The sequence below is a fragment of the Kitasatospora sp. NPDC085464 genome, from assembly GCF_044541955.1.
In the GTDB taxonomy this organism is placed as follows: Bacteria; Actinomycetota; Actinomycetes; order Streptomycetales; family Streptomycetaceae; genus Kitasatospora.
On record NZ_JBITTM010000010.1, the window covers coordinates 117,539 to 130,628 of the forward strand.

Annotated in this window: 11 protein-coding genes; 4 read left to right on the top strand and 7 right to left on the bottom strand. The window is 74.9% G+C overall.

All coding sequences use genetic code 11. The annotated features are described in order from the left end of the window. Positions 1-2: 2 nt before the first annotated feature. From ACIGG8_RS11255 to ACIGG8_RS11275, 5 genes are all read right to left on the bottom strand, one after another. Positions 3-1,370, bottom strand: a complete 1,368-nt coding sequence (locus tag ACIGG8_RS11255) for a nitrate/nitrite transporter (RefSeq protein WP_396547174.1) — start codon at positions 1,368-1,370, stop codon at positions 3-5. Then, entirely contained in the window at positions 1,367-1,726 is a 360-nt protein-coding gene (nirD, locus tag ACIGG8_RS11260) for a nitrite reductase small subunit NirD (protein WP_396547176.1), read from the bottom strand. Before nirD ends, ACIGG8_RS11255 begins: the two co-directional genes overlap by 4 nt. Beyond that, positions 1,723-4,317, bottom strand: a complete 2,595-nt coding sequence (nirB, locus tag ACIGG8_RS11265) for a nitrite reductase large subunit NirB (protein ID WP_396547178.1) — start codon at positions 4,315-4,317, stop codon at positions 1,723-1,725. Before nirB ends, nirD begins: the two co-directional genes overlap by 4 nt. Next, positions 4,314-5,504 carry an NAD(P)/FAD-dependent oxidoreductase gene (locus ACIGG8_RS11270; protein ID WP_396547180.1) on the bottom strand — a complete coding sequence of 397 codons (1,191 nt, stop codon included), beginning with the start codon at positions 5,502-5,504 and terminating at the stop codon, positions 4,314-4,316. The genes nirB and ACIGG8_RS11270 overlap by 4 nt, the downstream gene beginning before the upstream one ends. A gap of 119 nt (positions 5,505-5,623) precedes the next feature. Beyond that, complete coding sequence (locus tag ACIGG8_RS11275) at positions 5,624-7,759, bottom strand: molybdopterin oxidoreductase family protein (protein WP_396547290.1); 2,136 nt, start codon at positions 7,757-7,759, stop codon at positions 5,624-5,626. Positions 7,760-8,059: 300 nt separating this feature from the next. Here ACIGG8_RS11275 and ACIGG8_RS11280 point away from each other — a divergent pair, with 300 nt between their 5' ends. After that, the gene (locus ACIGG8_RS11280) at positions 8,060-9,184 is read left to right on the top strand and encodes a uroporphyrinogen-III synthase (RefSeq protein ID WP_396547182.1); all 1,125 of its coding nucleotides are present in this window, start codon (positions 8,060-8,062) and stop codon (positions 9,182-9,184) included. Next, a complete protein-coding gene (locus ACIGG8_RS11285) occupies positions 9,184-9,888 on the top strand; it encodes a sirohydrochlorin chelatase (RefSeq protein WP_396547184.1) in 705 nt (234 codons plus the stop codon). The genes ACIGG8_RS11280 and ACIGG8_RS11285 overlap by 1 nt, the downstream gene beginning before the upstream one ends. Here the strand turns inward: ACIGG8_RS11285 and ACIGG8_RS11290 are convergent. Then, on the bottom strand, positions 9,865-10,767 hold the full coding sequence (locus tag ACIGG8_RS11290; protein ID WP_396547186.1) for an alpha/beta fold hydrolase: 903 nt from the start codon (positions 10,765-10,767) through the stop codon (positions 9,865-9,867). The genes ACIGG8_RS11285 and ACIGG8_RS11290 overlap by 24 nt on opposite strands. Positions 10,768-10,825: 58 nt before the next feature. Here ACIGG8_RS11290 and ACIGG8_RS11295 point away from each other — a divergent pair, with 58 nt between their 5' ends. Further along, positions 10,826-11,434 (top strand): TetR/AcrR family transcriptional regulator, encoded by a 609-nt coding sequence (locus tag ACIGG8_RS11295; protein ID WP_396547188.1) that lies wholly within the window; start codon positions 10,826-10,828, stop codon positions 11,432-11,434. Between the two features lie 166 nt (positions 11,435-11,600). Further along, on the top strand, positions 11,601-12,002 hold the full coding sequence (locus ACIGG8_RS11300; RefSeq protein WP_396547190.1) for a hypothetical protein: 402 nt from the start codon (positions 11,601-11,603) through the stop codon (positions 12,000-12,002). 141 nt (positions 12,003-12,143) lie between these two features. Here ACIGG8_RS11300 and ACIGG8_RS11305 read toward each other — a convergent pair whose 3' ends face one another. Then, positions 12,144-12,998 carry an S-methyl-5'-thioadenosine phosphorylase gene (locus ACIGG8_RS11305; protein ID WP_396547191.1) on the bottom strand — a complete coding sequence of 285 codons (855 nt, stop codon included), beginning with the start codon at positions 12,996-12,998 and terminating at the stop codon, positions 12,144-12,146. Between the last annotated feature and the right edge of the window lie 92 nt (positions 12,999-13,090).

Sequence of the window (13,090 nt, forward strand, 5' to 3'; positions counted from 1 at the left end):
GGTCACCGCCGCCGGAGCCAGACCGCCCAGGTCAGCACCGAGCAGAGCACGTACGCCCCGAGGAACCCGAGGTACGCCGCGTCGCCGTTGTGGCTGGCCAGGAAGGACTGCCGGAAGGCCAGGTTCACCAGCACTCCGCCGAACGCGCCGATCGCTCCCGCGAGCCCGATCAGCGCGGCGGAGCGGCGCCGGGAGTCGGCCTCGGCGGCCTCCGGGTCGGCGCCGGCCGCGACCGCCGTCCGGGCGACGGCCTGGTAGTGCGCCGGGATCATCTTGTACGTCGAGCCGTTGCCGAGGCCGCTGAGCACGAACAGCGCGATGAACCCGGCGAGGAACAGCGGCAGCGAGTCGGCCCGCGAGGCGAGCAGCACCACGCCGGTCCCGGCCCCCATGGCGAGGAAGGTGCACAGCGTGACGACCGCCCCGCCGTACCGGTCGGCGAGCCGCCCGCCGACCGGCCGCAGCAGCGAGCCCAGCAGCGGCCCGAGGAAGGTGAGCGCGGCCGCCTTGACCGGGGTGTCGAAGCGTTCGTGGAACTGCACCTGCAGCACCTGTCCGAAGGCGAACCCGAAGCCGATGAACGAGCCGAACGTCCCGATGTACAGCGTCGAGACGGCCCAGCCGTACGGGTCGCGGGCGACTTCCCGCAGCGCCCGCCCCGCCCGGGACGAGCCGGAGGAGCCGGACGACCCAGACGGCCCGACAGAGTTCGTCGCCAGGTTGTCCATTCGCCACCACGCCCCCGCCGCCGCGAGCACGATCAGCGGCAGGTAGAGCAGCGGCAGCAGCCGGGGGTGGGCGGCGCCGGCGGTGGCCAGCACCAGCAGCCCGAGCAGCTGGACCGCCGGTACGCCGAGGTTGCCGCCGCCCGCGTTGATGCCGAGGGCCCAGCCCTTGAGCCGGTGCGGGTAGAAGGCGTTGATGTTGGCCATCGAGGAGGCGAAGTTCCCGCCGCCGACGCCGGCCGCGCAGGCGACGGCCAGCAGGGTCCCGTACGGGACGCCTGGTTCCAGCACGAGGGCGGCGAGCGTGGTGGGGACGAGCAGCAGCAGGGCGCTGACCACCGTCCAGTTGCGCCCGCCGAAGCGGGCGACGGCGAAGGTGTACGGCAGGCGCAGCAGGGCGCCGAGTGCGGTCGGCAGGGCCGTGAGGGTGAACTTCCCGGCGGTGTCGATGTGGTACTCGGGGCCGAGGAAGAGGACAAGGACCGACCAGAGGCTCCACACGGAGAAGCCGATGTGTTCGGAGAGCACGGAGAACACCAGGTTGCGGCGGGCGATCCGGGCGCCGGTCTGCGACCAGAACTCCTCGTCCTCCGGGTCCCAACCCGCCAGCGGGGCGGGCTTTCTCGCGTCGAGGACGGTCGTCATTGCGCACCTCCGGGCGCGGCCACCCGCACCGGCCAGCGCCGCAGCACCGCGGGGGCGCCGTCGGGGGCGGTGTCCTCGTCCAGGCAGCGGCCGTCGGTCAGGTCGTAGACCTGCTTGTACATCGGCGAGATGAGCGTCGGACGGTCGCCGCGGCTGCCGAGCAGGCCCCGGGAGAGGACCGGTGCGCCGCTGAACGGGTCGAGGTTGTCGACGGCGTGGAGCGTTCCTGAGCGGTCCCGGAAGAGCGCGACCTGGCCGGTCTCCGGGAGCAACACCGCGACGCCGCGGCCGGGTTGCAGGTCGGTGAGGGCGCAGACGGTCTGCCAGCGGGTGCCGTCGTGGATCTGTACGGTCACGGGGTGAGCACCTCCAGTCGGGTTCCGGCGACGAACACCGGGGAGTCGAGGGTGCGGCCGGCCTCGCCGGGGCGGGCGGGGCGGATCTGGCCGCGTTCGGGGACGAAGGTCACGGCGGGGTCGGGGGTGCCGGGGGCGTTGACGAAGGAGGCGAAGCGACGCAGCCGCTCGGGGTCGGCGAGCGTCTCGGCCCATTCGTCGCGGTAGCCGCTGATGTGACGCTCCATCAGATCGTCCAGTTCGGCGGCGATGCCGAGCGAGTCGTCGATGACGACGGCCCGCAGGTGGTCGAGGCCGCCTTCCAGCCGCTCCAGCCAGACCGAGGTGCGCTCCAGGCGGTCGGCGGTGCGGATGTAGAACATCAGGTAGCGGTCGATGGTGCGGATGAGGGTCTCGCGGTCGAGGTCGGCGGCGAGCAGGTCGGCGTGCCGCGGGGTCATGCCGCCGTTGCCGCCGACGTAGAGGTTCCAGCCGGCCGAGGTGGCGATGATGCCGAAGTCCTTGCTCTGGGCCTCGGCGCACTCGCGGGCGCAGCCGGAGACGGCGGCCTTGAGCTTGTGCGGGGAGCGCAGCCCCCGGTAGCGCAGTTCGAGTTCGATGGCGAGGGTGGTGGAGTCCTGGACTCCGTAGCGGCACCAGGTCTCGCCGACGCAGGACTTCACGGTGCGCAGCGACTTGCCGTAGGCGTGCCCGGACTCGAAGCCGGCATCGACCAACTTTTGCCAGATGACCGGCAGTTGGTCGACGGTCGCGCCGAACATGTCGATCCGCTGACCGCCGGTGATCTTGGTGTAGAGGCCGTGGTCGCGGGCGATCTCGCCGATCGTGATCAGGCCCTCGGGGGTGATCTCGCCGCCGGGCACCCGGGGGACGACCGAGTACGAGCCGTTGCGCTGCAGGTTGGCGAGGAAGTGGTCGTTGGAGTCCTGCAGGGCGCCCTGCTCGCCGTCCAGGATGTGGCCGTTGCCGAGGCTGGCGAGGATGGAGGCGACGGTCGGCTTGCAGATCTCGCAGCCCTCGCCGCCGCTGCCGTGCTCGGCGAGCAGTTCGGAGAAGCCCGCCACGCCGGTGACCCGGACGATCTCGTACAGCTCGGCGCGGGTGTGGGCGAAGTGCTCGCACAGGCCCTTGGCGGTGCTGACCCCGGCGGCTTCCAGCTCCTCGGTGACGACGGCGCCGAGCTGCTTGAGGCAGCTGCCGCAGCCGGTCCCGGCCCGGGTGCACTTCTTGACGGCGGCGACGCTGTCGCAGCCCTGGTCGCGGACGGCGGCGCGCACCGCGCCCTGGGTGACGTTGTGGCAGGAGCAGAGCACCGCCTCGTCGGGCAGTGCGACCGCTCCGGCGGGGGCGAACCCGGCGGGCAGGACGAGCTGTTCGGGGGCGACGGTGAGCGGCTTGCCGCCGACGGCGAGCGGGCGCAGGGTGCCGTAGCCCTCGGTGTCGCCGACCAGGACACCACCGAGCAGTGCGCCGTCGGCGCCGATGACGAGCTTGCGGTAGACGCCGCTGCGGCTGTCGCTGTAGAGCACGTCGAGGGCGCCTTCGGCGGTGCCGTGCGGGTCGCCGAAGCTGGCGACGTCCACGCCGAGCAGCTTGAGCTTGGTGGAGGTGTCGGCGCCGGTGAAGCCCTCGCCCTCCAGCTCCGCGAGGGTGCGCGCCGCCGTCTCGGCCATCTGGTAGCCGGGGGCGACCAGGCCGTAGACCCGGCCGTCGACGGCCTGGGCGCACTCGCCGATGGCGAGGATCGCCGGGTCCTCGGTGCGGCAGTGCGCGTCGACCACCACACCGCCGCGCGCGCCGACCGGCAGCCCGCACTCCCGGGCGAGCTGGTCGCGGGCGCGCACGCCGGCCGAGAACACCACCAGGTCGGCGGGCAGTTCGCGCCCGTCGGCGAGGGCGAGGCCGCGGACCGTGCCGTCCGGGCCGGTGAGGACGCCGCTGGCGCCGGCGCTGGTGTGGACGGTGACGCCGAGCTCCTCGATCTTGCGGCGCAGGGCCGCGCCGCCGCCGTCGTCGACCTGGACGGCCATCAGCCGGGGCGCGAACTCCACCACGTGGGTGTCCAGTCCGCCGGCCCGCAGCGCGCCGGCCGCCTCCAGGCCGAGCAGCCCACCGCCGACGACGACGCCCGTCCGGGCGGTCGAGGCCCCGGCGCGGATGGCGTCGACGTCCTCGATGGTCCGGTAGACGTGGCAGCCGGGGGCGTCGGTGCCGGGCACCGGCGGCACGAACGGCACCGAGCCGGTGGCCAGCACCAGGACGTCGTAGTGGACCCGGGAGCCGGAGCGGGTGTGCACCAGCCGCCGTTCGCGGTCGATCGCGGTGGCCGGGTCGCCCAGCCGCAGGTCGATGCCGTGCTCGGCCGGGAAGCCGGCGGGGCAGAGTCCGAGGTCGTCGGGGGTGCTGCCGGAGAACAGCGCACTGAGGTGGACCCGGTCGTAGGCGGGCCGGGGCTCCTCGGCGAGCACGGTGACCCGCCAGGCAGCCGCGGCCGGCTGCTCGGTCCAGGCCTCCAGGAAGCGCTGGCCGACCATGCCGTGGCCGACCAGGACGAGGTCCCGGACAGTGCGGTCGCGGTCGTCAGGGGTCATCGCGCTACTCCAGTCATGGCAGTTCCTCGGGTGAGCAGGTGCAGGGGGTGGCCGGCGAGCGTGCCGCCGTCGGCGAAGGCGCCGGCCAGGGCGTCCACGGTGGCCAGGTCGCCGAGCAGGATGGCGCCGACCAGCCGGTCGCCGCGCAGGACGAGCTTCTTGTAGCTGCCGCGGGTGGCGTCGGTGAGCCGCAGCACGTCAAGGCCGGGGTCGAGGGTCTCGTCGACGGTGCCGAAGGCCGCGTACTCCAGGTCGCCGGTGCTGAGCCGGGCGCGCGGGCTGGTGCCGGGGTAGCGGGCGTCCGGTTCGGCGCCGGAGAGGCGGCGGGCGAGGACGTCGGCCTGCTCCCAGGCCGGGCCGGCCAGCCCGTGGACGGTGCCGCGGTGCTCGACGCAGTCGCCGATCGCGGACACGTGCGGGGCGGCGGCCAGCCGGTCGTCCACCAGGATCCCGGTGCCGACCGGCAGTCCGGCGGCGTGGGCCAGCGCGGTGCGCGGACGGGTGCCGCAGGCGAGGACCACCAGGTCGCAGTCCAGCCGGTAGCCGCTGGCCAGCTCCACGGAGCCGACCTTCTCGCCGCCGTGGACGGCCCGGGCGCGGTTGCCGGTGTAGCAGTCGACGCCGAGCAGCCGCAGCCGCTCCCGCAGCACGTCGGCCGCCTCGGGATCCAGCTGACGTTCGATCAGATGCGGTGCCTGGTGGACGATTTCGGTGCGCACACCGAGCGCGGCCAGCGCCCGGGCGGCGCTCACCCCGAGCACCCCGCCGCCGATCACCACCGCGCGCTTGGCGCCGACGGCCTCCTCGGCCAGCCGGGAGCAGTCCTCCAGGGTGCGCAGCGTGTGCACGCCCTCGACCAGGCCGTACCCGTCGGGGCGGCGCAGCCCGCGGACGGGCGGGAGCACCGGGTTGGCGCCGGTGGCCAGCACCAGTTCGTCCCAGGGCTCCACCGTGCCGTCGGCCAGAGCGAGGGTGCGCGCGCCCGGGTCGAGGGCGACGACCTCGCAGCCGGGTCGGGCCGTCGCCCCGCCGAGCGGCAGGGCGATCGACTCGGCGTCGTAGCGCCCGGTCAGCACCTCGGCGAGCAGCACCCGGTTGTACGGGGCGCGGGCCTCGGCGCCGTACACGGTGACCGTGCCGGGCCCGCCGAGGGCGCCGTAGCGCTCGGCGAAGCGGGCGGCCGCCATGCCGCCGCCGACGACGGCGATCCTGCGGGCCGCAGGGCGCGTGCCGCTCGTGCGGCCCGTGGCGGGCTCGGGGGGTGTGGGGGGTGTGGGGGGTGTGGGGGGTGTGGGGGGTGTGCGGCTCATCGGGCGACCTCCGTTCGTTCGACCCTCGTCGGGCCGCCCCCGGTGGCCCCCGCCCGCTCGACGCGCACCGCGCAGAGCTTGAACTCCGGCATCCGGGAGACCGGGTCCAGCGCCGGGTTGGTGAGGCTGTTGGCCCGGCCGGCGCCGGCCCAGTGGAACGGCATGAAGACGGTGTCCGGCCGGATGGCGTCGGTGATCCGCGCCGCGGCGACGGCCCGGCCGCGCCGGCTGGTGACCGCGACCGGCTCGCCGTCCGCGATCCCGAGCCGCTCGGCCAGCCGCGGGTGCAGCTCGACGAACGGGCCGGGGGCGGCCGCGTTGAGCTCGGCGACCCGGCGGGTCTGGGCGCCGCTCTGGTACTGGGAGAGCACCCGGCCGGTGGTCAGGAACAGCGGGTACTCCTCGTCCGGCTCCTCACCGGCCGGGCGGTGGGTCACCTCGGCGAAGCGGGCCCGGCCGTCCGGGGTGGCGAAGCGGTCGAGGAACAGCCGCGGGGTGCCCGGGTGGTCCGGCGTCGGGCAGGGCCAGAACACCCCGTCCTCGGCGGCGATCCGCCGGTAGCTGATGCCCGCGTAGTCGGCGTCGCCGCCGGCCGAGGCGCGGCGCAGTTCGGCGAAGACCTGCTCGGCCTCGGCCGGGAAGCCCTCCGCGACGCCCAGCCGGGCGGCGAGTTCGCGCAGCAGCCACAGCTCGCTGCGCACCCCCTCGGGCGGATCGATGGCGCGGCGGCGCAGGATCACCCGGCCCTCCAGGTTGGTGGTGGTGCCGTCCTCCTCGGCCCACTGGGTGACGGGCAGCACGACGTCGGCGAGCCGGGCCGTCTCGGAGAGCACCACGTCCGCGACGACCAGCAGGTCCAGTGCCCGCAGCCGTTCGGTGACGTGCCCGGCGTTCGGTGCCGAGACCGCCGGGTTGGAGCCGGCCAGCAGCAGCGTCCGGACGCCGCCGGGCTGCCCGAGGCCGTCCAGCAGCTCGTACGCCGACACACCGGGGCCGGGCAGGCTCGCGGCCGGGACGCCCCACACGGACGCGACGTGCTCCCGCGCCGCCGGGTCCTCGATCGAGCGGTAGCCGGGCAGTTGGTCGGCCTTCTGGCCGTGCTCGCGCCCGCCCTGGCCGTTGCCCTGGCCGGTCAGGCAGCCGTAGCCGCTGTACGGGCGGCCGGCCTTGCCGGTGGCCAGGCACAGGTTGATCCAGGCGCCGACGGTGTCGGTGCCCTTGCTCTGCTGCTCCGGCCCCCGCGCGGTGAGCACCATGCCGGTCTCGGACCGGCCGAACAGCCGTGCCGCCTCGCGGAGTTGGTGGGCCGGCACGCCGGTGATCCGCTCCACCCGGTCGGGCCAGTGGGCCATCGCCGACTCGCGGGCCTGCTCGAAGCCGCGGGTGCGCTGCGCCACGAAGGCGCCGTCCACCAGGCCCTCCGCGATCACCAGGTGGAGCAGGCCGAGGGCGAGCGCCAGGTCCCCGCCGGGGCGGGGCTGCAGGTGCAGGTCGGCGAGCTCGGCGGTGCGGGTGCGGCGCGGGTCGACCACGATCAACGTGCCGCCGTTCTCCCGCAGTTCGCGGAAGTAGCGGACGGCGGGCGGCATCGTCTCGGCCGGGTTGCCGCCGACCAGGATCAGGCAGCCGGTGTGCGGGATGTCCGCGAGCGGGAACGGCAGCCCGCGGTCCAGGCCGAAGGCCCGGCGGTGTGCGGCGGCGGCCGAGGACATGCAGAACCGGCCGTTGTAGTCGATGTTGGCGGTGCCCAGCACCACCCGGGCGAACTTGCCCAGCAGGTAGGCCTTCTCGTTGGTGAGGCCGCCGCCGCCGAACACGCCCACCGCGTCCGGTCCGTGCTCGGCCCTGGTCCGGGCCAGCCCGGCGGCCACCCGGTCCAGCGCCTCCGGCCAGCTCGCCGAGCGCAGCGGGGCGCCGGGCCGGTCGCGCAGCAGCGGGCCGGTTAGCCGGACGTCCCGGTCCAGCAGGGCGGGCGCCGAGCGGCCCTTGCCGCACAGCGCGCCCCGGTTGACCGGGAAGTCCGGGCGCTCCAGCAGCTCGACCGGCGACCGGCCGGCCGACGGCCGCTCAGCGGACGACGGATCAGCCGACGACCCCCCGGCCGGCGACCGCTCGACCGGCACCAGCCGCATGCCGCACTGCAGCGAGCAGTACGGGCAGTGCGTGTCGGTGGCGGCGTCTGCGGCGGCGGCTCCGGCTGCGTCCGCGGCTCCGGCGGCCTTCGGGCTGGTCAACGTCATGCCGAGAACGGTGGCCGCCCGCTGTTTCCCGATCGGGTCGGCCGTGTTGCGGGCGCGGTACGCCTCGCTCACGGCACCCGGCCACCGGGGTGCACGGCCGGACATCTGCCGTAACCGGAGCGGCACTTTCGCTTACCGGCAGGTGACGGACGGGCAATGCCCCCGTAACACGCGCACCGCACGCTGACGGGCATGGCAGCAACCCCCACCCCGTCAGGGCCGCTCACCGGCTTCACCGTCGGCGTCACCGCCGCGCGCCGCCGCGAGGAGCTCACTGCCCTGCTCACCCGCCGCGGCGCACAGGTGGTCGAGGCCCCGGTGCTGCGGATCCTGCCGCTCGCCGACGACCTCGCCCTGCGCGAGGCCACCGAGCGCTGCCTGGCCGCCCCGCTCGACTACGTGGTGGCCACCACCGGGGTCGGCTGGCGCGGCTGGATGAGCGCGGCCGAGGGCTGGGGCCGGGGCGCCGCGCTCGCCGAGGCCTGCCGCGGCGCGGTGGTGCTCAGCCGCGGGCCCAAGGCCACCGGCGCGGTCCGGGCCAGCGGGCTGGGCGAGGAGTACTCCCCCGGCACCGAGGCCACCGACGAGCTGCTCACCTGGCTGCTCGCCCGCCCGCTGGCCGGGTGCCGGATCGCCGTCCAGGAGCACGGGATCCGGCTGGACGCCTTCGCCGCGGCGCTGCGCGAGCGCGGTGCCGAGGTGATCTCCGTCCCGGTCTACCGCTGGGCGCCTCCGGAGGACCCGGGCGCGGTGCGCAAGCTCCTCGACCAGACCGTCCGCCGCCAGGTGCACGCCCTCACCTTCACCAGCGCGCCCGCGATCACCGCCCTGCTCGCCACGGCGGAGGCCGAGGGCCTGTACGAGGCACTGGTCGACGCCCTGCGCGAGGACGTCCTGCCGGTGTGCGTCGGCGCCCTGTGCGCCCGGCCGCTCACCGAGCTCGGGCTGCCCGCCGTCCACCCGGAGCGCGGCCGCCTCGGCTCGCTGGTCCGGCTGCTGGCCGACACCCTGCCCAACCGGGCCCGACGTGAAGTCGCCCTCGCCGGGCAGGTGTTGACGCTGCAGGGGAACGCCGCCCTGGTCGACGGCGAGAGCCACTGGCTCAGCCCGCGCGGCGCGGCCGTGCTGCGGGCGCTCGCCGAGCGGCCCGGCCGGGTGCTCAGCCGCGCCGACCTGCTGCGCGCCGCCTGGCCCGACGCGGCGGCCGACGAGCACGCGGTGGAGGCGGCGGTCGGACGGCTGCGGGCCGCGCTGGGGCCGCACGCCGCACTGATCCGCACCGTCCCCAAGCGCGGCTACCGGCTGGCGGCGGGCTGATGGCCCCGGCGCTGCTCGCCGTCGCCCACGGGAGCCGCGATCCGGCGGCCGTCACCTCGACGCGCGCCCTGCTGCGACTCGTTCGCTCGCTCCGCCCCGAACTGGCCGTGCACTGCTGCTTCCTGGACCTCGCCGAGCCGTCCCTCCCGCAGGCCCTCGACCGGCTCGCCGACCGGCAGCCGATCCTGGTCCCGCTCCTCCTCGGCACCGGTTACCACGTGCGCGTCGACATCCCCGCCGCCCTGGCGGACGCCGGCCTCCCGCACGCCCGCCTCGCCGCCGCCCTCGGCCCGCACCCGCTGCTCGCCGAGGCCCTCGCCGACCGCCTCACCGAGGCCGGCGCCCCGACGGACGCCCCGGTGGTGCTGGCCGGCGCCGGCTCCTCCGATCCCACCGCGCTCGCCGACACCGCGCGGATGGCCCGGCTGCTGGCCGCCCGCCTCGGCCGCCCGGTCACCCCTGCCCACCTGTCGGCCGCCGCCCCCACCCCCCACCGGGCGGTCGCCGACCTCCGGTCCGCCGGCCACCCCGGGGTCGCCCTCGCCACCTACCTCCTCTCCCCCGGCTTCTTCGCCCGCCGCGCGGCCGGCACCGCGGCCACCTGGACCGGCGCCCCGCTGGCGGCCCACCCGGCCGTAGCCCGCCTGGTGCTCCACCGCTACGACGAGGCCCGCGCCGCCTCAGCCCTGCCGGCCGCCGCCTGACGCTCCCTCGATGAACGACAGCAGCCGCTCGTTGACGAGCTCCGGCCGCTCCAGGTTCAGGCCGTGACCTGCCCGGTCCAGGATCTCCGCCCGCACGCCCGGGATCAGGCGGGCGACCCGCTCCACCACCCGGCGCGGGCGCAGCAGGGCACTGCGCCTGCCCACCAGCACCAGGACGGGCAGGTCGATCGACGCCAGCTCCTCGTCCGTGAACGGTCGGGCCGCCGGGCGGCCGCCCGGCTTGTAGCTGCGCATCCCGAGCATCAGCGGAGCGATCATCTCGCGCGGCGCACCGAGCGCCGGGTTGGCGAGCAGCCGCCCCACCGCCGGACGCAGCGGCCTCGGCGCCAGCATGCCGAACAGCCCGGCGATCATGCTGACGTAGAACCGCGCGGGGACCTTCTCGATCCCGCCCGGGTCCAGCGGCGCGACCGAGGCGAGCCGCTCGGGCGCGTGGACGGCCTGGTTGAGCGCCAGCCAGCCGCCGTACGAGACCCCGACCAGGTGCACCCGCTCCAGCCCCAGGCCGGCGAGCACCTCCCCCAGCCAGGCGGCGTTCTCCTGCGATCCCGCCGCGACGGCGCGCTGCACACTGCGGCCGGGGTCGTCCAGGGTGTCGATCGCGTAGACCGGGTGGTGCTCCCCGAGCGCCGCGACCTGCGGGTGCCAGTTGGACGGGTGCCCGGCGTGCCCGTGCAGCAGCACGATCGGCTCGCCGGTCGCCGCGCCGTGGCGGTGGACGTGCACGCTCCCGTACGCGGTCTCGACGTCGAACTCCTGCCGCGGGCTCGGCCACAAGTCCATCGCGCGGTCGTACGCCTCAAGGAACCTCGCCCGAGCCGCCTCACTGACGAAGTGTCCGACGCTGGTCCTGGTCATGAGCCCTCCCCTGTTTTGGTGGTATGGTTGTACCACAAAAGTATTCGAAGGGAACCCGATGCCCAAGCTGGTGGACCACGAGGAGCGACGGGCCCACATCGTCGACGCCCTGCTCCGGTCGGCGGCGCGCGACGGCCTCCACTCCGTCACCATGCGCTCCGTCGCCACCGAGGCCGGCGTCTCCGTGCGGCTCGTGCAGTACTACTTCGACACCAAGGAGAAGCTGCTCCTCGACGCCATGACCCGCCTCACCGGCCGCATGGGCGAACGCGTCCGGCACCGGGTACGGGCGACCGGCGCCGGCACCGACCCGCGCGGCATCATCGAGGCCGTCCTGCTCGAAGCCGTCCCCACCGACGACGAGAGCCGCGCCTTCCACCTCATCCACACCGAGTACGCCGTCCTCTCCGTCACCGACCGCGCCCTCGCCGACCAGGCCTTCCTCGCCGCCCCCAACGAGATGGAGGCCTTCCTCGCCGCCCACCTCGCCACCGCCCGACGATCCGGCGACACCGACCCCACCCTCGACCCCCACCGGGAAGCCGCCGTCCTCCTCGCCACCTCGGCCGGCCTCGGCCTGAGCGTCCTCCTCGGCCAGCGCACCCCGGAGGAGGCCACGGCCACCCTCCGCTACCACCTCGACCGGATCCTCCCGGCCCGCAGCTGAAGGAGGGCCATCCGCCCCGCGTCGGCGGGCCCCGGTGGACGTCCGCCGCCACACCTGTGCACACCCCGACAGTCAATTGACTGATGGCACACGTATGACCTCACCGGAACAGTGGGGGTGCTCCGAGAGCAGACATGTCGGAAACCACACCACAGGGGTTGTCACCATGAAGAAGACGTCGGGCACGCTGGCGAGGATCGCCGGTGCCCTGGGGCTCGCAGTCGCCGCACTGACCACCGTGTCGGCCTCCCCGGCCGCCGCGAGCACCTCCGCCACGGCCGGCTGCACCAAGTACTACAAGCTCGACAACATCCAGGTCCAGGTGGACAACTGCTCCGACGGCTGGGTCTGGATCTACACCGGCAGCGGCACGTACACCACGGGCAGCGTCCACGTCACGGACAACTTCGGCAACAACCGGGGGGAGCAGAAGGCGGACCGGGGCAAGGCCAACGCGACCAAGTACCAGGTCGTCGGGAGCATCAAGATCTGCGGTACCAAGTGGCTCGGCTGGACTCCCCCGCTCAGCCCGTGGTGGACCGACTGCACCACCGAGATCCACGTGTGACCCGTCCGGCTGTGACCGCGGAGGCGGTCCGTCGACGGTGTCGGCGGTCCGCCTCCGCGGTCTCCGGGGCTCTGCGGGCTCAAGGTGCCACAGATGCCACGGATGCCACAGGCGCTACAGGTGCCACGTGGCTCGGACGGCTCAGTCGGCGGCCACGCCCGGCAGGCCGGTGGCGACCCCGTCCAGGGCGTGCGAGCAGACGCAGTCCCGTTCCGCGGGCAGTACCTCCAGCGCCTTGAACAGGACGGTGCGCAGCCGGTCGACGTTGCCCGCGAAGACCTTCAGCACCTCCGCGTGGGTGACGCCCTCGCCGCTCTCCACCCCGGCGTCGAGATCGGTGACCAACGCGAAGGACGTGTAGCAGAGCCCGAGTTCACGCGCCAGCACCGCTTCCGGATGGCCCGTCATGCCGACCGCCGACCAGCCGTTGGCGGTGAACCAGCGGGACTCGGCGCGGGTGGAGAAGCGCGGGCCCTCGATCACCACCAGCGTGCCGCCGTCCACCGGCTCCCACGCCGCGTCGCGCGCCGCGTCCAGGGCCGCCCGCCGCCCCACCGGGCAGTACGGGTCGGCCATCGACACGTGCACCACCTCGGGCACCGAGCCGTCCGGCAGCGGCAGCCCGTCGTAGAAGGTCTGCACCCGCCCCGAGGTCCGGTCCACGAACTGGTCCGGCACCAGCAGCGTGCCCGGCCCGTACTCCGGCCGCGACCCGCCCACCGCGCACGGCCCGAGCACCTGCCGCACCCCCAGCGCGTGCAGCGCCCACAGGTTGGCCCGGTAGTTGATCCGGTGCGGCGGCAGACCGTGGCCGCGCCCGTGCCGGGGCAGGAAGGCGACCCGACGCCCGGCCACCTCCCCCACGAACAGCGCGTCGCTGGGCGCCCCGTACGGCGTGTCGACGCGCACCTCGGTCACGTCGTCCAGCAGCGCGTAGAGCCCCGAGCCGCCGATCACGCCCAACTCGGCGCGTGCGCCGCCCTGATCGATCGTCATCGTTCGTACCCTTCGTCGAGGAACGTCCGCGGTCACTCCAGGGCGGGGGGTGAACCGGGGGTACGGCCGGATGGCCGCGGGCCGCCGGGGTG